The organism is Treponema sp. OMZ 803 (genome assembly GCF_024181165.1).
Taxonomy (GTDB): Bacteria; Spirochaetota; Spirochaetia; order Treponematales; family Treponemataceae; genus Treponema.
The window spans coordinates 518,007-538,852 of sequence record NZ_CP051195.1 but is presented as its reverse complement, the minus strand read 5'-3'; the positions used below and the strand labels follow the sequence as shown (position 1 = coordinate 538,852).

18 protein-coding genes are annotated in these 20,846 nt (G+C 44.2%); 8 read left to right on the top strand and 10 right to left on the bottom strand.

Translation table 11 applies throughout. The features are described 5' to 3' along the window. Positions 1-20: 20 nt before the first annotated feature. Positions 21-947 (top strand): DUF58 domain-containing protein, encoded by a 927-nt coding sequence (locus ABH09_RS02460; protein ID WP_162662446.1) that lies wholly within the window; start codon positions 21-23, stop codon positions 945-947. Beyond that, positions 944-1,930, top strand: a complete 987-nt coding sequence (locus ABH09_RS02455; protein ID WP_253715066.1) for a hypothetical protein — start codon at positions 944-946, stop codon at positions 1,928-1,930. Before ABH09_RS02460 ends, ABH09_RS02455 begins: the two co-directional genes overlap by 4 nt. Before the next feature lie 233 nt (positions 1,931-2,163). On the opposite strand, the gene ABH09_RS02450 is transcribed toward ABH09_RS02455, so the two are convergent. Then, on the bottom strand, positions 2,164-3,723 hold the full coding sequence (locus tag ABH09_RS02450) for a major outer sheath protein Msp (protein WP_253715065.1): 1,560 nt from the start codon (positions 3,721-3,723) through the stop codon (positions 2,164-2,166). A 242-nt stretch (positions 3,724-3,965) separates the two neighbouring features. After that, entirely contained in the window at positions 3,966-4,817 is an 852-nt protein-coding gene (locus ABH09_RS02445; RefSeq protein ID WP_253715064.1) for an Rpn family recombination-promoting nuclease/putative transposase, read from the bottom strand. A 210-nt stretch (positions 4,818-5,027) separates the two neighbouring features. On the opposite strand from ABH09_RS02445, the gene lepA reads away from it, so the two are divergent. Then, complete coding sequence (gene lepA / locus ABH09_RS02440) at positions 5,028-6,833, top strand: translation elongation factor 4 (protein ID WP_253715063.1); 1,806 nt, start codon at positions 5,028-5,030, stop codon at positions 6,831-6,833. Positions 6,834-6,843: 10 nt separating this feature from the next. Here lepA and ABH09_RS02435 read toward each other — a convergent pair whose 3' ends face one another. Then, complete coding sequence (locus ABH09_RS02435; protein ID WP_253715062.1) at positions 6,844-7,518, bottom strand: B3/B4 domain-containing protein; 675 nt, start codon at positions 7,516-7,518, stop codon at positions 6,844-6,846. 263 nt (positions 7,519-7,781) lie between these two features. On the opposite strand from ABH09_RS02435, the gene ABH09_RS02430 reads away from it, so the two are divergent. The 3 genes from ABH09_RS02430 to ABH09_RS02420 all read left to right on the top strand — a co-directional run bounded on the left by ABH09_RS02430 (position 7,782) and on the right by ABH09_RS02420 (position 11,438). Further along, a complete protein-coding gene (locus tag ABH09_RS02430) occupies positions 7,782-9,704 on the top strand; it encodes a beta-N-acetylhexosaminidase (protein ID WP_253715061.1) in 1,923 nt (640 codons plus the stop codon). A 63-nt stretch (positions 9,705-9,767) separates the two neighbouring features. Continuing rightward, entirely contained in the window at positions 9,768-10,682 is a 915-nt protein-coding gene (locus ABH09_RS02425) for an alpha/beta hydrolase (protein WP_253715060.1), read from the top strand. Positions 10,683-10,766: 84 nt separating this feature from the next. Further along, complete coding sequence (locus ABH09_RS02420) at positions 10,767-11,438, top strand: CPBP family intramembrane glutamic endopeptidase (protein WP_253715059.1); 672 nt, start codon at positions 10,767-10,769, stop codon at positions 11,436-11,438. A 448-nt stretch (positions 11,439-11,886) separates the two neighbouring features. Here ABH09_RS02420 and ABH09_RS02415 read toward each other — a convergent pair whose 3' ends face one another. Then, positions 11,887-12,873: a helix-turn-helix transcriptional regulator gene (locus tag ABH09_RS02415; protein WP_253715058.1), complete on the bottom strand. Its 987-nt coding sequence runs from the start codon at positions 12,871-12,873 to the stop codon at positions 11,887-11,889. A gap of 33 nt (positions 12,874-12,906) precedes the next feature. Further along, entirely contained in the window at positions 12,907-13,740 is an 834-nt protein-coding gene (locus tag ABH09_RS02410) for a hypothetical protein (RefSeq protein ID WP_253715057.1), read from the bottom strand. Between the two features lie 65 nt (positions 13,741-13,805). On the opposite strand from ABH09_RS02410, the gene ABH09_RS02405 reads away from it, so the two are divergent. Beyond that, entirely contained in the window at positions 13,806-14,525 is a 720-nt protein-coding gene (locus tag ABH09_RS02405) for a class I SAM-dependent methyltransferase (protein ID WP_253715056.1), read from the top strand. Positions 14,526-14,591: 66 nt separating this feature from the next. After that, complete coding sequence (locus ABH09_RS02400) at positions 14,592-15,413, top strand: glycoside hydrolase family 191 protein (RefSeq protein WP_253715055.1); 822 nt, start codon at positions 14,592-14,594, stop codon at positions 15,411-15,413. A 168-nt stretch (positions 15,414-15,581) separates the two neighbouring features. Here ABH09_RS02400 and ABH09_RS02395 read toward each other — a convergent pair whose 3' ends face one another. The 5 genes from ABH09_RS02395 to ABH09_RS02375 form a co-directional block, all read right to left on the bottom strand. Further along, positions 15,582-17,057: an ABC transporter ATP-binding protein gene (locus tag ABH09_RS02395; protein WP_253715054.1), complete on the bottom strand. Its 1,476-nt coding sequence runs from the start codon at positions 17,055-17,057 to the stop codon at positions 15,582-15,584. A 13-nt stretch (positions 17,058-17,070) separates the two neighbouring features. Next, positions 17,071-17,772, bottom strand: coding sequence for an energy-coupling factor transporter transmembrane component T family protein (locus tag ABH09_RS02390; RefSeq protein WP_253715053.1), 702 nt, complete (start codon positions 17,770-17,772; stop codon positions 17,071-17,073). After that, positions 17,772-18,350 (bottom strand): MptD family putative ECF transporter S component, encoded by a 579-nt coding sequence (locus ABH09_RS02385; RefSeq protein WP_253715052.1) that lies wholly within the window; start codon positions 18,348-18,350, stop codon positions 17,772-17,774. Before ABH09_RS02385 ends, ABH09_RS02390 begins: the two co-directional genes overlap by 1 nt. A gap of 257 nt (positions 18,351-18,607) precedes the next feature. Next, the gene (locus ABH09_RS02380) at positions 18,608-19,246 is read right to left on the bottom strand and encodes a TetR/AcrR family transcriptional regulator (RefSeq protein WP_371922139.1); all 639 of its coding nucleotides are present in this window, start codon (positions 19,244-19,246) and stop codon (positions 18,608-18,610) included. 136 nt (positions 19,247-19,382) lie between these two features. Then, positions 19,383-20,804 (bottom strand): alpha-L-fucosidase, encoded by a 1,422-nt coding sequence (locus ABH09_RS02375; RefSeq protein ID WP_253715050.1) that lies wholly within the window; start codon positions 20,802-20,804, stop codon positions 19,383-19,385. Positions 20,805-20,846 lie beyond the last annotated feature (42 nt).

Sequence of the window (20,846 nt, the reverse complement as noted above, 5' to 3'; positions counted from 1 at the left end):
GTTTTCCGTATATAGGGCAGATGAAAACAGGTTATTTAGCGGAACGATCAAAACAACTACAGCTGGCGGCGCTCTCCATTGCACAGGGAATGCAAGCAGGAAGTTTTCGCAGCCATTTCCGCGGAAGAGGTATTGAATTTGATTCGCTGCGGGAATATGAAGCGGGGGACGATATCCGCAGTATCGATTGGAACTTGATGGCGCGGAGCGGCAAAACCTTTGTGAAGCTTTATCGCGAAGAACGAGACTTGCGCCTTTTTCTGATTGTCGACGTTTCCGCTTCGATGGAAACAGGTTGCACCACCCAATCGCCGCAAGAAAAAGCTTTGGAAGCAGCAGCGCTGATCACCTTTGCGGCGGAACACTTGCATAGTTATACGGGACTCCTCGCTTTTGACGGAAAAGTTGCGCGGGTGTTCCAGCTCCAGCGCGGCAGGGAAGCGAACCTGCATATACTAAGCACCCTGGAACGTATTGCCATTTCGGGCAGCAAAAACAAGGGAACAGCTTTAGCTCCTGCACTCGAAGCGGCAGCAAAACTCCTGCGGCAACGGGCTCTCATTATTATTTTATCCGACTTTAAAGTAGAAAATTTTGAAAAGGAGTTAGGGCTATTGGCACGCCGCCATGATGTTGCAGCTATTCGCATTACTGCCCCTTACGATGAAGCGCTGCCCGCCGCAGGGATATTGCGCTTTACCGACCCCGAAACGGGACTGGAGCGGCTCTTGCCGACCAATTCGCATCAGTTCCGGCAGGATCGTATCCGCCGTATAGCAGAAGATACCCAACAATGGGAAAACACCTGTATACGCTGCGGAGCATATCCGCTCGTGTTACCGTACGATGGTAATACGGTAAAGCTCTTGAACCAATTTTTTTTGACCGGCAAATACGGTGCTCAGCCCTTTAGCCGATACCGGCCTCAGGTGGATGCGGCATTATGAACGGCGTACTCATTCCCCAGCATATCTTTGTCGGTGATACGGCACAGTTCCTTTTTCCGTTATCTCAAAAAGAATACAAAACTTTAACCGCCAGCGGCTTTACTGTCGGCGTACCTATCCCACTCGGAAATATAACGCAAAACGATGTGATGACAATCAACGAAATCAGCATCGTAAAACGGGAATCCGGGTACTATCTCGCTATTACATTCATCCCATGGGAAACAGGTGACATCGATTTTCCCGCTCTTACGTTCTTACAATTACACAATAAACTTCCGGCAATCTCTGTATCTTCACTTTTGGGAACCGGTGAACGGGTAAGCCTCCAGCCGCCGAAGCCACCGTTGTTACCTCCGGGAACCGATTTTCTGTTATATGGCGCAGCGATTTTAGGGGTCGGGTTGCTTACAGCGTCAAGCTGCGGAGTGTGGCTGCTGCTTAAAAAGCTGCGGAAAAGAACGCTTGGAACAGCCAAACAGCGGCTTACTGCACTGCGTAAACAACTAAAGCGGCTCTATAAAACAGCACGGAAAATTCAAAAGCACATCCCCCCGTCCGATGCAGCTTTCGGTACAAGTCAGATTCCTGCAGATGCGGGCTTAATCTTTGACGAGGGCTTAAAAAATACGAAAAATGCCATAGAAAACTGGTATGCGGGCATTGACCGCTGCCTCCGCAAATATATACAAGATTTGTATATGAGCAACCACCTTACAACCTCAACAAAGGATGAAGCATATTTTTTAAGCGCGACCTACGCAGAGTTGACAGAAACGCTTACAGAACTATTTGCACCAAAACGAAGCATAACCGATCTGTTTTGTATCTTTTATGCCATGCTGGAACGGCAACGTTTTGCAAGTCCCCCGCCGGCGCTGATACGCGATTATACCGCCGTTTCGCAGGATATGCTTAAGCAACTCCCGCGCATTGCCGAAAGAGCGGAAGCTGCGTATGCCATGCTCAGCCGGAATCCTTAATTATTTAGGCGCTTCCAGTTCGACTTTAGAAAGGCCTGCTATCTTGCAAATATCAGCGGCCGGATCTACTCCGGAATTGGTTATGACGGTATTCTGAGATGCCAGATATCTTATTTTGCCGATCTTAGGTTAAAAAGTATCTCATTAATCAGTATGCTTTCCGTATACAAAAAAAGCCTGTCCCGCGTAGTGCGGAACAGGCTTTTAAGCGTAGCTATTAGGCCGAATACGGCTTAGTAGCTAACTTTGAGTGAAAGAACGAATGCACCGTAGTGCTCGCCGCCTGTGGCAGACTTCTCGATAATCTTTACGTCGTTTACCCCGTGTTTATTCTCCTGAATTTTGCCCTGACTCCATTTTGCCGTTACTTCAACCTTTTCGGCAGGGCTGTAAGTTACACCGACGTCATAAGCAAGACCAACTTTCTGTGTATGAGGAGTTTCAAGCCAGATATTGGCAAAGGGCTTTATCGACATAGAATCGTTGATATTAATTGTGTATGCCCCCCACACCTTTGCAAAGAACGGGAATTCCTTAGGGGTAGCCTTCAGCTTAGCAAGCAGTTGATACATACCGACGTAGACACCTGCATCCAAGCCTTCTACTAAATTGGTTGCATCATCCTTGTCGGCTTTTGTTTCAAACTTTGCAAACACAGCCAAGTCAACTGTCTTACCTCTTGCCTTGGTTTCTGCGTTATATCCGCCAATCACAGTTCCTTTTGAACCGACATACACACCGGCGCCTACCCATTTATACTGAGCAGTAAATACGGTGTCCCAGTCAAACTCCTTTGTCGTTGTCGCAAAGGCATACCCACCATCAAAACCTGCTTTAAGTTCTAAGCCGTCTACAGGTGCAGATTTCGCTTCGACACCGAAGTTTACGTTAGCATCCTTATAGCCAGGGCTCAATGTCGAGTTGACGGTAAGAGCAAGTTCGAGCATCTTATCAAGCGGTTTAATAGAAAGGTCAAAACCAATAGCATACTTGCTGTACTGAGCAGAATCTCCAGCTTTTGTTTCATACATTGAGTAATGACCATGAGGAACTTTCGTCTTTCCATTTGCGTCTCCGAAATACTCCTTTCTTGTCGTTACATTAATCCATACTTCACCATCAGGAACCGGAGTATCCGCAGGCTTATCGGCAGTTCCTTTATACTTTTCGTAATTAACTTGAGCCTTACCGGCCTCAGATTTCCAGTTTCCATCCGAGCCGAACTTTAAACCGACATCCAATCCCAGCAAGTCCTTGTTTGCATAGCCTAATTTTGTGCCGAAACCTTCAAATGCCGGCTTATATCTATAGTCCTTCGGTTCATAATCATCATCATTGTCAATAGGCTTCCATATTTCAGCATAATTTGCACTAAAATTAGGTTTGCTGAAAGCACTTAGATAAACGTCGTAGAAAACCAATTTTGCCTTAAGCCCCTTAACTTTTCCATCAACTGTAAAAGGCACTTTGTCGTTCTTCTCATTGCTTTCTTTTCGTTCACTAAGAAGGCTAAGCTCCGCACCCTCTAAGACAACTTCGCCGTATACGGGCACGTTACCTCTTGTAGAAGTTCTATCAGCCTTCTTATAAATCGGGAATTTTACCTTCCACGAAGCTTCGTTATTAAATCCGTGTTTATACGACTCAGTCTTTGAGCCAAGGTCAATACCCCAACTTACGGTTGCGTCGGCTTCAATAGCAATGTTCTGATCTGCAGTTGCAGCATCATCTGCTGCCCACACAAAAGCAGCAGCAAAAAGAATAGTCAAGCTTACGAGTAGATATTTTTTCATAACAAAAAATACCTCCTTTAATACTTTCTTGGCCAAAGCGTAACACGCTTTTGAGCGGCCATACTTAATTAAAAATATGCTAGCTGATTTTTTTTTATTTGTCAATCACTTATTTTGTAACTTTTTTGTTTTTTTTTGTTACAGAAAACCCCTATTGCACATAATAATATAGAAGCAAGAGACTTGAATTCAGCAAAAATTCTCTATAATTGTGAATTGCTAGGGTAATTCACAATTATAAATTACAATTGCGCTACTTCCTCTTTTGTGAGTCCGGTCATAAGACAAATTTCTGCCACCGGATAAGCGCGTTGACGCATAAGTCGGGCTGTTTCAAGGGCTTTTTGGTGCGAACCTTCGGCAAGACCAAGAGATTTACCTTCGGCAAGACCAAGAGATTTACCTTCGGCAAGACCTTGTGCAATACCTGCTTTCCATCCGTCATTCCGCGCATCTCGTTCAATTGTATTTACAAGCATATACTCCCTCCTTAACTCTTCATTCGCTTTTACCTCTTTTATTCGCTGCTCCAGCCTTTGGATAAACTCATCATCGTCGCTTACTTTCCCATTCATATACTCTAAAAATACTTTCAGTTTTTTATTTTTTTCTTGCGCTGCAGCTTTACTGTTTATAATAATCTTTGTTACCCCATCGTACAGCTCTATCCGGCTGTCTTCACTGCACACTGTTTTAAAAGTATATACTGGTAACGCTCTTTCAAGGTAATCAAAAGTGCAGAAAAACAGGATGAACGTATCGGGTAGACTTTCATACGGTTTGCTTTTTCCTAATAGGCTCACATCGATAGCAGCTTGATAGTATCGGATGCGTTTTGCAAGGTCTTTCTTATCGAGAGCTTGCATTTCTATGTCATAAATACGCCCGTTATAATCTTTTGCCCATACGTCAAACCGGACACCTTTAGCTCGCCCTGCATCGTCGATTGTCTTTTGCAGCTCTATATTGGTTATTGTTCCTACCTTTCCCTGTAAAACTCTATTTAACAGTGTTTTACAGATTTCCGGATCCTCCATGACACGGTAAAACATATAATCGTCGGCTATGGTCAGCTCATCAAAATCTTTTTCCATGGTTTTAGTTCCTATTTCATTCTTGTAATATTATACCAAAAAAAAGCGTGGCGCAACCTAGTTTGTCAGAAATCTGGCATGACCAAAAACGAGAGAAAATATTGCTGACTAAATATCATTATGAAGCGTATATTGCCGTCCAATATTTTTTATAATTGCAGTATCACCTCTCTGGACAGCCCCTCGCATTTCCAATAGTATAAAGACCCTATGTATTCAATCGACCATATCCGCAATTTTTGTATTGTTGCTCATATCGATCACGGGAAGTCAACGCTTGCCGACCGTCTTATAGAAAAAGCCAAGGTTATCGACGAACGCTATTATCGGGCGCAGATGACCGATAACATGGATATTGAACGGGAACGCGGCATTACCATTAAAAGCCAAGCGGTTACCATTCCCTACCGCGCTGCCGACGGGCAGGATTATCTTTTAAACTTTGTCGACACGCCCGGTCACGTAGACTTTACTTACGAAGTTTCCCGCGCTATTGCTTCCTGCGAGGGGGCAATTTTGATTGTGGACGCAACGCAGGGGGTGGAATCTCAGACGCTTTCCAATATGTACCTTGCGCTTGAGCACAACCTCGAAATTCTGCCGGTCATCAATAAGATTGACCTACCGGCGGCGGATATTCCGGCGGTTTCCGCTCAGATAGATCACGACCTAGGGCTTGATCCCGATATTGCCGTTGCGGTTTCGGCAAAAACCGGCAAAAATATCGATGCGCTGTTTGAAGCCATCGTCAAGTATTTCCCGCCGCCGACCGGTTCCGCAGAAGCCCCCTTGCAGGCGCTCATCTTTGACTGCCACTATGACGCATACCGCGGGGTTATTATCCACCTGAGGGTGTTTGAAGGGACGGTAACGCCCGGCATGACCATCCGCTTTATGCACAGCAATGCGGAATACCGTGTAGAAGAGACAGGCGTTTTTATCCTCGACCTTGTGCAGCGGGATTCTCTCCGTGCGGGAGAGGTCGGCTACATCATTGCGGGTATTAAAACCGTCTCCGATGTGCAAGTCGGCGACACGCTCACCGATGCAGGTCGTCCCTGTGCGGAGCCCCGTGCCGGGTTCAAAGCAGTAAAACCTGTGGTGTTTTCCTCCGTGTATCCCGTCGACACCAACGACTACGAGCAGCTGCGCGATGCCTTTGAAAAACTCAAGCTAAACGATGCAAGCCTCACCTACGAAAAAGATTCTTCGGTAGCGCTCGGACATGGGTTCCGCTGCGGCTTTTTGGGGCTGCTCCATCTCGAGATTGTACAGGAACGGCTGGAACGGGAATTCGACCAAGCGGTTATCTTTACGGCGCCGTCCGTGCGGTATCGCCTCCATCTGCGGAACGGCGAAACCATGATCTGCGACAACCCGGCAGAATATCCCGACGAGGGGAAAATCGCTTCCGCGGATGAGCCGTATATCAAAGCGAATATCATCACCCCGACTGAATACCTTGGCAATATCATCTCTCTCTGCATCGAAAAGCGGGGTACGCAAACCAACATGACCTACCTCGACCAAAAGCGGGTGGAGGTTACCTACGAAATGCCGCTTGCGGAAGTGCTGTTTGAGTTTTACGATCGGCTCAAAAGCATCAGCCGCGGCTATGCGTCGTTTGAGTATGAAGTAATCGAAATGCGCCCAACCGAGCTGGTAAAAATCGATATTCTGCTGAACGGCAAGCCGGTGGATGCCCTTGCGCAGCTTTCGTATAAGCCTAACGCCTACAACAAGGCACGGCACGTGTGCGAGCAGTTAAAGGAAGAAATTACGCGACAGCAGTTCAAAATCGCCATTCAGGGGGCAATCGGCAGCCAAGTTATCGCACGGGAAACGGTTAATCCGGTGCGCAAGGACGTGTTGGCAAAGTGCTACGGCGGCGACATCACCCGCAAGCGTAAGCTCCTTGAAAAGCAGAAAGAGGGAAAGAAGCGCATGAAGATGGTTGGCGATGTCGAGTTACCGCAGTCAGCCTTCCTTTCGGTGCTTAAAACCAAAAGCGAATAGCGGTTGCGCACTACCCCTCGATAACCTGTATTTCAAACTCCAACTGGGGCATACACTCCGCTAAATCGCTTTGAATCCGCTTGAGCGCTTCTACACGTATTTCAACAGAGGTATTGGCATTCCCTTGGATAATAAAGATTGCATTTTTTGTTCCGTCATCAAATTTATAATTTTCACCGTCGCGGACGCCAAGCCATGCAATAATACCTTTAGGGTCGCGGTATACATAGTCGGTTTCGGCGACGTGTTTTTCCGTCGATGAAATCGGAAGAAAAACGCCCGCTTCTTTATTGACGGTAAACGCTATCTGCCCGTCTATCTTATCAAGATCATGCCCGCCAATCGCTAAAAACGAATGTAATGATTCAACATTATAAATATCGATAACACTGTTGATATGCGGCATAGAACCGCGTCGCTGAATATTCCGAATAAAGGCCGGAACAGTCGGTGGATACTTTTTGATACTACGCCCAACACGTTGCAACATATCTGCATACCCTTGCGTAATCGGATGATTCGACACCGCCTCAACATCGCAGTGCAGCGCCCAATCTTCCATCTTCTTTTGCTTCTTTAAGAACGAATCTGATAATGGCGCCTGAGGGTCTATATTTTTTGCAATGCCAATCGCAACACTTTTAATCCCAAGCTCAACGATACTTTTATCAATAATAAATTCCATAGCAGCTGGCCTCCGGTTTTTGTATTGAGTATAGCGGATTGATTATACCTTTGTTAATAGGGCATCTCTAAAAAGCTGAGTTTTTTAGAGATGCCTGATAATTTTTTTAAAAGCCTATGCATTGCGTTAAATTAAGGCTGTCATTTCTCTATAACTATGATATAATGAAAACTATTATTAGAGAAACTCTAAAACCTAAAATTATTAGAAGATTTCTTTAATTAGTTTTAGTGGATAAAATAATGTGTACGGCGATAAAACAATTGAAACCTTTAAAACTCGATCTATCCGATCTTGACGAGAAAATGACACTCGCAGTGGCGGAACTTCGGAAAAGCTATCCGCTCAGAATTAGCGAAGACGGTATTCCTGTTACGTTCAAAAAAGTGAAGGACTCCGAAATTTCCGCAACATTTAGGAACGGCGTATGCGAAATCGAAGCGGACTCTGCACCGCACTTTTATTTTGCGCTGTCGATGCTGCTGCTTAAAAGCCAAACGATCGAAGACTCAAAGGTCTATACACGGCGGGATGCACAGCGTTTATTGGAATTCCGCATGGATCATTTTTTTGAAAAAAACGGCTTAATGCTCGATCTTTCCCGTAATGCTGTTGCACATATCGATATGCTGAAGCAGTTTATTCGCGAAATGGCCTTTATGGGACATTCGTGGTTTATGCTGTACATGGAAGATGTGTACGAAGTTGAAGGCGCTCCCTATTTCGGCGCATTACGCGGACGGTATTCCATAAAAGATTTACAGGAAGTTGACCGCTATGCACAGATTTTCGGCATACAGTTGATACCGTGTATTCAGACACTTGCTCACATGGAGCAATATTTTATGTGGGAGGCCGTAGAATACAAGTATAAGGATATCGATAACATCTTTAATGTCGGCAATGCTGAAGTACAAGCCCTACTTACACGGATGATTGCATCGTTGCGCAAGGCTTTCTCCACTGATATTATCCACATTGGGATGGACGAAGCCTATAATCTGGGGCGCGGGCGCTATTTGGATGAAAACGGGTTTAAGAATAGGGGGGATATTATGCAAGAGCATCTTGCTTTTATGAAAACCCTCTGTAAAACATACGGCTTTAAACCTATTATTTGGGATGATATGTTCTTCGGCTGTTATTCCAATAACAAAGAGGATACTGAGCCGATTATCCCTAATCAGATAGGATTGATGTACTGGGATTACTACAGCTGCATAAGCAAACATTATCGAGACCACCTTCAAGCATGCCGTACGCTAACGAAAAAGACCATGTTTGCCGGCGGGGCATGGCGCTGGATGGGATACATACCCCATCATAAGAAAACACTCGAAACCACACTTGCCGCTATTGAAGCTTGTCGAAAGGAAAGAATCAAAGAAATTATTGTTACAACCTGGGGAGACGACGGTAGCGAAGCGCCGCTTTACACCTGTATGTTCGGCTTGGTACTCTATGCCTACCTTGACTGCCATATCAAATATCAAGAAGAAGAATTTGCACAGTATCTAAAACTCTATACCGGTATGGGGCTTGACGAATGGATGCGGCAGGGAGAACCGGATTTATTTGAAGGAACAACCGGTAATAATTATGATATAACGCCGTCGAAATATCTATTATATCAAGATCCGCTCGGTTCAAAATTTCTGCATTACATACGGACGTTAACAACCGATATGGATGCCGTCTATAAAAAACTTGAACAAGCCTTTACCGAGGACGCAGCCAATACGGATAATTCTTTGCAGCACAGTATCGCCGAATTTTACGCGATGATGATGAAAACGCTTTACTATAAGTGGCGGCTCCCCTTGGATATTTGGGAGGCGTATAAGAAGGCGGATAAAAAAGCATTGCAGGCATTAATCGAAAATAAGATAAAGCCGCTAAAAACGGTATTAGCCGAAACAGCGAAGGCGCGTCGGCGGGTATGGACGGAAGAATGCCGCGGATTCGGTTCGGAGGTGTTGGATCACCGCTTCGGCGCAATGCTGATGCGGCTGGAAGTTACACAGGAAGTACTGGCCGATTACATACAGGGTAAGATTAAGCAAATCGACGAACTTGAAGAAGAACGGCTCGATCCATGCCCCGAATCGGATAAAATGCTCGAACCGCAAGCGGTGCGCTATAATCGCGCCTTGCGTATTATGACCGCCTGCCGAGAAACGTGGTAAAAAAGGTAGTCATGGCAAACGCATCGGAACTTTTAAGTATTTGCCCTGGAGGAGAGAAAACTAATGCAGATAGCATATCAGACAATGAGCGACGGTGCCTCCCTCGCCGTTTATAAATGGCTTCCGGAACAGCACCCTAAGGCTGTGCTGCACATCGTGCACGGAATGGCAGAACACGCCCTCCGGTATGATGATTTTGCAAAAACGGCATGTGAGAGAGGCTTTGCAGTAGTTGCTTCCGATCACCGCGGTCACGGAAAGACCGGTTCAAAAAGCGGCTTAATGGGGTACCTTGCCGATGGAGACGGATTCAGACGTGTTGTCGAAGATCAAAAAAAAATCAATGCGGAGATACAAAAACAATATCCTGCGCTTCCGGTTATCATCATCGGGCATTCGTTCGGCTCCTTCGTAACACAGGAATACATCGAACGGTACGGTACAACGGTAAAAGCAGCAGTTCTCATCGGTTCGGCAGGCCCCAACCCAAGCGTATCCGTCGCCTTGTTGCTTGCAAATCTTAACTGCGCATTTAAAGGTCGGAAATCCGCTGCAAAATTTATGAATGCATTGGTGTTCGGCTCATATAACAACAGGATAAAAAATCCGCACACAGCCTTTGACTGGCTTTCGAGGGATGAAAGCGAAGTAAAAAAATATATCGATGATGAATACTGCGGATTTGTCTGTACCGCAGGCTTTTTTCAGGATTTTATGCGTGGTCTTAAAAGACTGCATACGCAGGAAGCTTTAAAAGGTATACCGGCCGCTCTTCCTGTTTTACTTACCGCCGGTTCGGAAGATCCCGTTTCAAACGGAGGCAAAACGCTAAAAACCCTTTACCGTATCTATCAGGACATCGGGATGCAGGACGTAACGCTAAAACTATACGAGAACGGCCGGCACGAAATTTTGAATGAAACAAATAAAGAGGAAGTAAAAGCCGATATCTTGGAATGGATAGAAAAGCGGCTGTAGGCACCTCTAAAAACTCAATGAGATTTTTAGAGGTTCGCGATAGGCGATAACCTAGTTTAAAAAAAATCACGATAAGATAACGAGATGAAATGGAACGACTTTAATAAAAACGATGTACTTCTCTTTATTGAATTCGCTGCTGTAACTGCTTTTTTATTGCTTCCTCCGCTGTTTTCAGCGGTACCGTTCACCCTTCCGCCCAAGCCGGACGGACTATATGCACAGTGTGTTTTCTGTTTTTATACGATATGTGCCGCCGCGTATGAAGAAATACTATATCGGCTCTATACTCCAAATCGGCTGCACCGCATCTATGCCGGTTATATCGAACCGCGGCTGCAGGGAAATGTGCCGGCATCGGAAAACAGCTCGGAAGGCACCACCGAAAACGCCATAGATTTGCAGCAGCAGTCTTTATCGCATAATCAACATTCCCAACGTGGCATGTTAGCATTATCCCTCCGCACGGATCAGTCCCGTTATAAAAAGGCCGCCTCATTCAAAACTACCGTACTTTTTGAATTGTGCTTCACCGAAATCCCCGCCCTGCTGCTCTTCACGCTCGCGCATCGTTACCTCGGGGGTATGTCTATGCTCTTCGCCGCAGGAGCCGGAATCGTATTTCGCATTGCCTATCTTAAGCTCAAACAGGTATTCCATCCGGCAGTAAGTATCGCGCTGGTAGCCATAGTACACGGCCTTTGGAATATCGGGGTGTATTATTATTTGTGGGGAAATACTATTGGGAACCTCTAAAAACTAACCAAGCTTTTAGAGATGCCCTGGTACCCTCATCATATCGAGGCTGTACGGATTGTCGGCAAACGCAATATCCTTCACCTTTTCCGAATTGTATACCGCCATTTCCCTCGCGTAAGAAATCGGTATGTTCACCGCCTCATCGTGCAGCGTTGTTAAAATGAAACGTGGCTTTACGCCGCTTAAAAAAAGCCTGTTAGCTCTAAAAAATTGTACTGTTTCCTATAATTCAGAGAATTCAAAATTTATACCTAGCATAGTATGCCTCAAAATAGTGGGGCTTCCCATCCACACTATAAAATATAAGCCCAAAAAAACAAGCCGCCGTTGACCCGTTCTATTCTGAAAGTAATATCCGCTATCTTGAAAATATTGTGCGTGATATAAAAGAGGGAAAAGCTCATTTTGCCGAGCATGAGTTGATTGAGGCAGAGTAATGCGGCTATTATGGGAAGATAGCAGGGAACCTCAAACTTCTTCCATAGAATTTTCGGAAGGCTTGCGAGAAATGACTGACATTCACATACCCGACTGCATAAGCGGCTTGGCTGACCGTTGTGTTTTTATCATCCAATAATGATCGTGCCGTTTCCATCCTTATACTATGAGTAAACTGATGAATTGTTTTTCCGAATGTTTCTTTAAAGCCCTGTTTTAATCGGGTTTCGTTTAAAAATACCAGCCGCGCTAATTGCGGAATTGTCGGAGGAGCAGCATATCGTTCCGATAAAATATCGTGAGCGCGTAACACGGCAGCATATTCGGCAGGAGAAAGCGAGGAACGGGTAATTCCGCGCATGGGGTTTGCAATGTAACGTTGCCAAAGTTGTGTAAGCAGCGTTTTGGTAATACCTTCATAAAAGATCTGCTGCATCGCGCCTTCTACTGGACTATCGATAATATCCTTAAAAAGCCGTATCAACGGAAGTTCCGGTTTTTTCGGCTCCATCAGCCAATCCGTCAAGCCATCCGGCTCTGTGTTTTTTGATTGCATACCTGCAAACGCAAAGGGCAGCGCTTGCTTAAATTCATCCGTACCGAATAGAGAAACAGCCGTAATATCCTCCCCTGCCGGATACATCATCATACCGCAGCTGTTTTGCTTGGTATAAATGCCCAGCTCATTCGGCGAAAGGCACGTGTCGATTACACCTGTTTCGGAATAGGCGATATGCCCGCCAAAACAACACGTCGTTTCAAATGCGGAATTATAGCCGTCATACTGCATCACCAGCGGATAGCGCAGCTTGAGCCGAATAATCGAAAGCCCGACATTCCCGCAAGGGAAAATATTGCGGATAGTTCCGACTCCGACCTCTTTCGGAACCGTATATGTTTTACAACACCCCTCATCCGCACAGCGGAAGCCGAATTGCTCTCTTAATATATAATCATAATCATCTATCTGTTTAATAACTAAGACCGATTGCATTAGCGCCCTTTTTAAGGAATATCAAAATTCCGATCAGCGTATATCCATCAATTCAATCGCCACCCTATTCAACCGATCAATCAATCGTTTCGGATTTGAAAACAGTTCATATCCTTCTTTTGTCAGTGTGCAATCAAGCCAAGCCGGAAATGTGTTTGTGAGTACAACTTTATCCGTATCGCTATAAACGTATATCCGTATCGGTTCATCTTTAAAAGCCCAAATGGTATAGCGGTACAGCAGTTGCTTTCCTCCGTGCACACTTCTTTCCGGTAAAATGCTTCCCGAAAATTGATGGTCATTTGCATCACCGGCATAAACGTCCATGACTTTGCCGAATACGTGCAAGATTGACGGAATACGTGCCTCAGATACCAAAAAACCTTTTGCATCATAGACAAAAATATTTTTGTCGCTATCTTGATACCGAGCAAGTGCCTTTTTTAACGAAGCAGGCTCGGATAGTATCTTGTATGCTTCTCCGAATAGCTCCCATGCAAACACCTCCGGCATATCATCGCCTTTCGGGGCATTAGGTATATATGCAATATGACTGTCGGCATAGATAAGAAGGCGTATATCGGCAGATGAATTGTTAGGTATATCATAGCGATACGCTATCTTGGCGTTTTTTGGCACCTGCGTAAAAGCGGCATCATCGGCAGCAACGGCTGCACTCTCCGTCAATAAATAATTAAAGGATTCAATATCTTCGCTCTCTGTGAGTTCACACACCAACTTATCTTTTGAATCGTACACTCTAATAGCCGGTTTATCCGTTTTTTTACTGTTATCAGCCGCAAAAACAAGTGCAGCGCACAGTAAAAAAGCTGCGTAAAAAAATATGCGTTTTGTTATTTTGATCATACCGTTCTCCCATAGCATATTATATTGATATAGTATACCATAATTATACCGATGGAGAAGAGTGAATGAACGTATACGATTTGATTGCAGAACATTACAGCGAACTTTTCCCGCTTGAGGCGGAAAAGCTTGATTTTATCCGGCGTCTTTGTCCGTTGCCGGGCAGATTGTGTGATGCAGGTTGTGCAACCGGCGACCTTGCGGTGGGTTTACATCAACGTGGATACGATATATACGGGCTCGACTTAAATGCAAAGATGATTGGAATCGCAAAAGAGAAAGCTTCGGGAATTCGCACATCCGGAGAGTTGGCATTTCATCAAGCGGATATTGCCGATATTCTGCAATTCGGTGCCTGTAACGGTGTACTGTGTTTCGGCAATACGCTCCCGCATTTACCTGATGAAACGGCACTTCGCCATTTTTTCAGCGCTGTGTATCAGTCTTTACAAGCGCACGGTATTTTTATTGTTGAAGTCCTCAATTACGACCGCATCCTTGCCGAGAAAAAAATGGACTTTAAAGATAAAGAAACGGACGCTTTTATTTTTAAGCGGCGCTATGATTTTTTGCCGGACGGGAATATCAAGTTTACCATAGAGTTTATCGACAAGCAGCACAATACCGTAGGTTCGGACTTTACGGTATTACATCCGTTACAGCGCCAAACACTGTTAGCTTTATTTGAACAGGCAGGCTTCCAATCTGTTGCCTCTTATTCGGATTACAACTTTACCGAAAGCCATGCAGAAGATTACGCCGTAGTGTATACAGCGAAGAAATAAGCGGAGCAATTCCGTATCATCATTTTGATAATGATAATTTCGTAATTCTCAATATAAGGTTTATTTATGAGAAATCAAAAGCTCACTTGCTTGTTTGTAATTTTTTTTGCAGTTGCTGTAATGAATGGTATATCCGCAGAGAGGAAACAAGACTACAAAGTGCTGATAGGCATGGATCATGAAAAAGTGATGCAGCTTAAAGAAATTAAAACGCTGGTAATTGATGCGGAATTTTTTTCTCAAGAAGATATCGCGCAGCTTCACAAAAACGGAAACGTCCATATATTTTCTTATTTAAACATCGGCTCTATCGAAACATTCCGCGATGACTATGCAGCATTTGCGGATATCGCTTTAGGACACTACGAAAATTGGGACGAAGAACAATGGGTAAATGTTGCGGATAAAAGATGGCAAAAAAGGATAAAACACAAAGCGCAGCTTTTATCTCAAAAAGGCATAGACGGTTTTTTTCTTGATAACGCTGACGTTTATTATCATTATCACACACCCGAAATATATCAAGGACTTATAACCATCTTACAGAAAATACATACGGAGAATAAACCCATTATCATTAACGGCGGAGATACGTTTATCACCGAAGCGATGCAGCAAGATTCCATTAAAGGGATAGTAAATGGCGTTAATCAAGAAAGCGTATTTACCGAAATACATTTTAAGAATAATACGTTTGGAGCAAAACCGGTAGAAGATAGAGCATATTTTATGGAATATCTTGCTCAATGTAAAACGTATGGACTCACCGTCTATGTACTCGAATACGGTGCAACGAAAAAACTGACAAAAGAAATAAAAGCCTATTGCGAACGCAACGGATTTATATACGACATATCCTATTCAGTAGAGCTGGATAAGCTGTTTTAAGTTTAGGGGGCTTCGATCCGTGAACTTGGTGAGATATAACATTGCATAAAAATCTTTCTGATGATGCATAAGGTGATTACAGCTATTACACTGAGACATCTCTAAAAACTCGGTTAGATTTGCTTCGCATCCTTTGGAATAGAGATGTCCAGACAGCAAAATATATGCTTAGTTATAACCAAAAGAAGATGCCCCCTTTAAAAAAACTGAAGCCGTTAGAAATTCCCGAATTTCTCTCTCATTTCCGTTTACCGGAATCTTCTTGTATGCGTTTTCACCGAGCAGGAGGGCGGTGTTGCAGACTTTGAATAAGAGTTCCAAGTCGTGGGTGATGATGAGTACGGGGACTTCTTGAGCGCAGTGTAAGATGAGCTTTGCGATTTCGTCCATACGTTTGTAGTCGAGACCGCTGGTCGGCTCGTCTAAGATGATGATATGCCTGCCGCTCAAAAATGCCGTTGCAAGGGCGAGCCGTTGCTTTTGTCCGCCTGAAAGTTCCTGCGGATGGTCAAGCCTTTTTTCCCAAAGGTCAATTATGTGCAGGTACTCAGCCGCTTGTTGCAAATAGGATTCATCCTTCCGTTTTGAAGAAGGGATAAGCTCGTTTTCTACCGTGTCAAAAAAAATCTGATAGTCAACATCCTGCATCATGTAATACGCTGTCTTTAAGCGCTGCCGCCGCCGCTTACCGTAACCGATATACCCCTTGCAAGACAAAAGCCCGCCTAAGGCTTTGCCGAGCGTAGTCTTTCCTCTGCCGTTTTTTCCGATAACGGCGGTAATCTCTCCTGCGTGTACATCAAACGAAAGTTTTTTGATAAGTTCCCGCCTGCCGATAGAAACGCTCAAACCCTCGATATGCGTAACCGCTTGTTTCGGCACCGAAGGGTTTTCGCAGACAAGACTGTCATACCGTATTGCCCTCAGTCCGTACCGCCTGCAATCCTCTGTTGTCAATTCACCCTTCAAAAAAATTTTTTCGATAGTGCCGTCCTTCATGTAGATGAGCTTATCGTACAATTCATTTAAGAAAAATAAACGGTGTTCTGCAATGATAATCGTTTTTCCCATCGCCTTTAAATCCCGTATCATCGCTTGAAATTGCACAATACCTTCATAGTCGAGATTGGAAGAAGGTTCATCGAAAAAAAGCAGCTTTGTGTCATAGATGAGTGTGGAAGCAATGGCGACCTTTTGTTTTTGCCCGCCGGAAAGCTCTGAAAGTTTCGCACCTTTAAGCGATTCTATCTGCATCGTCTGAAAAGCAGCATCGGTTTTTTCGCACAAGGTTTGAAAATCCATACCGAGGTTTTCTCCGGCAAAGGCAACCTCTTCCTCTGCAATGGTAGCAAAAAACTGATCGCTCGGATTTTGAAACACATTGCCGATGTATTTTGCCAATTCGCCCTTTTTATAATCCAAGATGTTCTTCCCTAAAATGCGCACCTCACCGTCGAGTATTCCGCCGTAATGATAGGGAATTAAGCCGTTTAATATCCGCGTTAAGGTAGTCTTCCCGCAGCCGGAAAAGCCCGTAAGCACAACAAGCTCGCCTTCTTCAATATTCAAATCAATAGCGTGGAGCGTGGGACTTTCATCATTTTCATACGTAAAATTTTTTATCCGCGCTTCTATTATATTCATACTGATATCCTGCTTAGCTCCACTGCCCTCTATAGCAGATAGTCAGCCATACTAAAAATACAGCCGCCGATAAACCCAGCGTATCGTACCAGCCGAAGCGCACCGGTTTATAACTCGTCTTTTTTCCTTCGTACTCAATCCCCTTTGCGATTATCGATGAGGTCAGCGTTTCACTTACATGAAGGCATTTATAAATGAGGGGAATAAGATAGAGTTCAAACGAGCGAAGAGGATGTAACAGGCTCAAACGCAAGCCCCGCACCTTCATGCCGTTTCTTATTTCTTTTAGCCGCGCCGTCATCTCGTCCAAAAAGCGTAAGGCGGTAACCAGTCCTATCGAAAGAGATTGCGGCGCTTTTACCGCACGCAATGCGCTCATAATTTTTAAAGGACTGGTTAAAATCAATATCCTTCCAATGTTAAAGATAGGATAGAGCCTTAAAAATAAAGCAATCAATCCTATCAATGCTCCGGTTGTCATTCCCAAATCGATATATGCCAAGAGCTTTATCAGCAAAAATAAACCGATATAGACTACAGCCCTTTTTATGCCTTCCGAGTATGAAAATAAAACCAAAAAGAGAAAGCTCATACCGAGCAGCACATAATACATCGTTTGATCGACAAAAAACACCAAGAATGATGTGAGCAGTATGAGGATAAAAAGCGTTATCGGATTCATTGACCATCCTTGAGTGTTTCTTGCCGGCTTCATTATAATACGCTCTTTTTACTGCTCTTTTCAAAGAATTTTTTGTTGATATAAGTACCGAATAAGCCTGCCAAAGATTCCAAGATGATGTTGCACGCTACCGCTATTGCGATGGCTTTTCCCGTGTAAAACTGAATCATCCACTGAGCCTGTTCACTTGAAATAGACGGAGCGAACTTCGTAATTCCTTCCGCACCTAATACTTTGACAAATATAATCGGGTGCATTGCGACGACAAACATTGCAGCCGAAAAAGCGATTGAAACTTTTACATTGCTTGAATAATCGCCGATGATGATTTCGCCAAGCGCTGCCGAAACCAAACAAATCGGTATCATTATCCAATAGCCCATAAGGGTATATAACAATCCGTAGATAACCCAAAATAAAACCGCCGTCCAGCGATGCTTTATTTTTTTAGCCGTTATCACAAAAACAGGACCGACTGCAAAAGCAGCAAATCCTGCAGAAGCGTATAAGGCTATGGCTCCCAGTGTTCCCGTCAGCATCGAAATTGTCATTCCGATTGCGAACCCAATAACTGTCAATACAGCTATTTGCACGATGTCTTTTAGTTTCATCAAACAACCTCCTATAATTTTTTTGAAAATATACGGGCATCTTCTGCGTTGCTTAGCAAAAAACAGTCCTCAACGTACAGCAAGTACGCCTGCGGGTGTTTTTTGCACGCGCCTTGAATCTGCTCCCTCTATTTTCAAAAAGGTTTTCTCTAATTGGGAATAACTAATAAGAGAATTTCCTTCTCCTCTGCTTCCTGTAATATAACTTAGTTATATTTAAACTTAAAAAAATAATTTTCCCTCATTAATAATTGCAATTAAACCGTGCGCATTTTTTTCCAGCCTTCATTAAAGAAGTCTGCAATTAAATAGGCATTGCGTTCGGCTTCTTCTTTTGTTTCACAATGGACGGCAACTTCCGATAGCGCATACAGGTACGCATGGTTCAGTAAGTGAATGCCTTTTTTGGTGATTACTTGGGCTGCTTTCTTTTTTCCGTGAATCATTTCTAAGATCTTCAGGTGATTTTCATCTTCTTTTTCTATTATTTCATCTAAAAAATGTTCATACTTTGTTCCGTATGAGCAAAACGCCAAAAGCTCGAAAATATCTTTGTTATCAAAAAAATAGGACACCATACTAATTGCGCCCTTTAGTTTTAAATCAAGGATGGATTCGATTGTTTGTTTTGTGATTACCGTTTCTTTTTTATACATTGTAAAACTTTGTTGTTTGAGCAAGCTATAATGGTACTCTATATCGGTAATGATCGGCTGTACCAATTCGGAAAAAAGAGCTTCTTTGTCTTCAAAATGACCGTAAAAGGCTCCGGTTGTAACGCCTGCCTGCGCACAGATTTCCCGCAGATTGGCTTTTTCAAAGCCCTTTTCTTTGAAAATTGTTTTTCCGCATTCCAGTATTTTCTTATGCGTCAGGTCGAAATCTCCGTTTGCCATCATCAAAACCTATTAAATATAACTTAGTTATATTTAATAGGTTCTTTAGTTTTTTGTCAATAAGAACGGAACGTGTACGTTGTTCGCACATCAATGCAACAGTTTCCAAAGTCCACGCTTTGTTCACCCGTCGCATTTAAAGTTGTTTTTCCAAGGTCAGCACCATGCTGTCAGGGATGAGTTCCCCGCGGCTGTGGGGTGCCCCAACAGTGGAAAGCTCCAGTGTGCATATACGGCGGTTTTGCGGTAAGCGGTAGCAGGAGCTGATAAGGCCGTATGTTTTTCCCTTGCGGAGCGAAAAATACAGCCGTGTATCGTCATCTTCAAAACAGAGCTTTATATCTTCTTTTAGAGGAGCGACACACTTCCAGCCCAACATAAAGACCGTTTGGGTAGATTCAGGCGGAACAGCCAACCGCCAGCGTTTTCCCGTTATAATCGGCCGCAGGGTATAGTATTCACCGCCCGTATAGCGAAAAAGGTTTGTACAAACGGTCAACCGGAAAGAACCGTCTTTTTCTGCCTGAATAGGGGGAACATGAAACGCTGCTGTTTGACCTTCATCCCTGCCGAAACTGCGCACGGGCGGAAGAGGGGTTTCGCGTAAACTGCAGCCGATCCCCTCTAAGACTTCTTTTTCAAAGGGAATAACCTTACCGGTATTATCCGGCCCGATATTCAGAAGGTAGTTACCACCGCCGGATACGACACGGCGTAAACTTCCGGTTAATTCGGCAATTTTTTCATCAATGCTGCCGCGTTCCTGCCAGCTTTTATATCCCCATGTTTCTTTATAGATAGAAGCCGGCGTTTGCCATGGGATGTTTAATTCGTATTCATTCACCGGCAATTCGGGCATTGCATTATCAGGGAGCGTAGCAAAGTCGCCCATATCGTTCCATATACGCCCGTTAATCATAATGTGTTTTTGGAGCGAATGTACAAGCGCATACATATCCTTCGATTGTTCGGCGGTCGGGTATCCCATATCGAGCCATAATTCGCAAATCTCGCCGTAGTTTGTTAGCAGTTCGGTTAACTGAGCGCAGTTATATTCATGGTGTTTCGGCGGAATACGGTCGGAATTATGAGCGCTTATCGGAAGAGCATCAGGGCAGTGCCAGTCGATGAGCGAAAAATATACTCCGAACGCAAGCCCTTCTTTTTTACAAGCTGCGCTGAGTTCGGCAACTATATCCCGCTTACAAGCCGCATTCATGCTGTTATAAGATGTAGTCTTTGTATTAAAAAGACAAAAGCCGTCATGATGCTTCGAGGTAACCACTACATAACGCATTCCGGCAGCCTTGGCAAGGAGGACAATCGATTCCGCATTGAAATCGGGTATGAGAAATTCATGCAGTAAAGCTTCATAGTCGGCTTGCGGCAGCTCCCCGTGCGAAAGTATTTGCTCACAATACCCCCTTTTGACGGGAAGTCCCTTCCAGCAGCCGCCCGCAAGTGAGTAAAGACCGAAGTGGATAAACATACCGAATTGTAGGTTTTGCCACCTCTGTATTGCCTGTAATTGATGTTCCGTATATAAACTTGTTTTCATACTATTCTCCGAACAGCTTTGAGGATGCTCCAAAAGCGACCG

What these genes read in the sequence shown, in the direction of transcription:
- ABH09_RS02450 (WP_253715065.1), bottom strand. Translation starts at nt 3,723, where the DNA reads ATGAAAAAATATCTACTCGTAAGCTTGACTATTCTTTTTGCTGCTGCT.
- ABH09_RS02460 (WP_162662446.1), top strand. Translation starts at nt 21, where the DNA reads ATGAAAACAGGTTATTTAGCGGAACGATCAAAACAACTACAGCTGGCG.
- ABH09_RS02425 (WP_253715060.1), top strand. Translation starts at nt 9,768, where the DNA reads ATGCAGATAGCATATCAGACAATGAGCGACGGTGCCTCCCTCGCCGTT.
- ABH09_RS02405 (WP_253715056.1), top strand. Translation starts at nt 13,806, where the DNA reads ATGAACGTATACGATTTGATTGCAGAACATTACAGCGAACTTTTCCCG.
- ABH09_RS02400 (WP_253715055.1), top strand. Translation starts at nt 14,592, where the DNA reads ATGAGAAATCAAAAGCTCACTTGCTTGTTTGTAATTTTTTTTGCAGTT.
- ABH09_RS02435 (WP_253715062.1), bottom strand. Translation starts at nt 7,518, where the DNA reads ATGGAATTTATTATTGATAAAAGTATCGTTGAGCTTGGGATTAAAAGT.
- ABH09_RS02375 (WP_253715050.1), bottom strand. Translation starts at nt 20,804, where the DNA reads ATGAAAACAAGTTTATATACGGAACATCAATTACAGGCAATACAGAGG.
- ABH09_RS02380 (WP_371922139.1), bottom strand. Translation starts at nt 19,246, where the DNA reads ATGGCAAACGGAGATTTCGACCTGACGCATAAGAAAATACTGGAATGC.
- ABH09_RS02455 (WP_253715066.1), top strand. Translation starts at nt 944, where the DNA reads ATGAACGGCGTACTCATTCCCCAGCATATCTTTGTCGGTGATACGGCA.
- ABH09_RS02385 (WP_253715052.1), bottom strand. Translation starts at nt 18,350, where the DNA reads ATGAAACTAAAAGACATCGTGCAAATAGCTGTATTGACAGTTATTGGG.
- ABH09_RS02415 (WP_253715058.1), bottom strand. Translation starts at nt 12,873, where the DNA reads ATGCAATCGGTCTTAGTTATTAAACAGATAGATGATTATGATTATATA.
- ABH09_RS02445 (WP_253715064.1), bottom strand. Translation starts at nt 4,817, where the DNA reads ATGGAAAAAGATTTTGATGAGCTGACCATAGCCGACGATTATATGTTT.
- ABH09_RS02390 (WP_253715053.1), bottom strand. Translation starts at nt 17,772, where the DNA reads ATGAAGCCGGCAAGAAACACTCAAGGATGGTCAATGAATCCGATAACG.
- ABH09_RS02420 (WP_253715059.1), top strand. Translation starts at nt 10,767, where the DNA reads ATGAAATGGAACGACTTTAATAAAAACGATGTACTTCTCTTTATTGAA.
- lepA (WP_253715063.1), top strand. Translation starts at nt 5,028, where the DNA reads ATGTATTCAATCGACCATATCCGCAATTTTTGTATTGTTGCTCATATC.
- ABH09_RS02395 (WP_253715054.1), bottom strand. Translation starts at nt 17,057, where the DNA reads ATGAATATAATAGAAGCGCGGATAAAAAATTTTACGTATGAAAATGAT.
- ABH09_RS02410 (WP_253715057.1), bottom strand. Translation starts at nt 13,740, where the DNA reads ATGATCAAAATAACAAAACGCATATTTTTTTACGCAGCTTTTTTACTG.